The sequence below is a fragment of the Novosphingobium sp. CCH12-A3 genome (assembly GCF_001556015.1).
Lineage (GTDB): Bacteria > Pseudomonadota > Alphaproteobacteria > Sphingomonadales > Sphingomonadaceae > Novosphingobium > Novosphingobium subterraneum.
Genome location: NZ_LSIA01000189.1, coordinates 1 through 734 on the forward strand (window position 1 = coordinate 1; position 734 = coordinate 734).

Sequence of the window (734 nt, forward strand, 5' to 3'; positions counted from 1 at the left end):
CGCTCCGAGGAAGGATTCACAGCTCGCTCTACATATGATAATGTCCTTTATCACACACTCTAGGGACCATGATCGCATGACCGGGACGGCCGCCACGACACCCCCGCAACGTCGCCCCGTCATCCGGGCCGTCAGTTTCGATGAGGCCGGCGCGGCGATCGGCCGCTTGCTGCCGATCGCGCGGCCGCCCACACGCGCGGCCGAAACCGGCGCATCCGGCAAGGTCGCGGATTTCCTGCTGGCCTGGTGGAACGGCGACGAGTGCGGGCATTTCCCGATCATCCACTTGTGCAACGTCGATGCCGTCATTGCCGAGGATATGCTTACGGTCATGGCCTATCTGGCGCAGGAGTCGACCACCTACGCCGATGCCTGGGGCTACCGCGACGCGATGGGCGACCTTTGGGTGCGCTATCGCGGCGACCCCGCAGAGAGCGTTTAAACGCCTCCGAAGATCCACCGCAAAAAGGGATGCCGGCATGATCGAAAATGACGACGAGGCTTTTGCCGACAACTACGCCGAGCGCGACCAAGCCAAGGCGCTGTGCGAGCAGGCGCGCGCGGGCGGGTTGCGTTTCGAGGCGTATCTACCCGGCGACATGGCCGATTGGCTGTTGGCGCAGGTCGAGGGGGGCCATTTCGTTGATCCGTCCGAGGCGGTGTTCGCGATCGTCAAGAACTTTATCGACATGGAGCCGCACCGCGATTTGCGCGACGAGCTGCTACGCCGGATA

General features: G+C 63.5%; 1 protein-coding gene and 1 pseudogene. Both read left to right on the forward strand.

Annotated features, from left to right (window positions below; translation table 11 throughout):
* Positions 1–76: 76 nt before the first annotated feature.
* Positions 77–442, forward strand: coding sequence for a hypothetical protein (locus AX703_RS14545; RefSeq protein WP_062345061.1), 366 nt, complete (start codon positions 77–79; stop codon positions 440–442).
* 37 nt (positions 443–479) lie between these two features.
* Positions 480–734 (forward strand): annotated as a pseudogene (locus tag AX703_RS14550) (CopG family transcriptional regulator); the annotation flags it as partial.

Excerpts from the sequence above, each read along its gene's own strand:
- AX703_RS14545 (WP_062345061.1), top strand. The coding sequence starts at position 77 with ATGACCGGGACGGCCGCCACGACACCCCCGCAACGTCGCCCCGTCATC.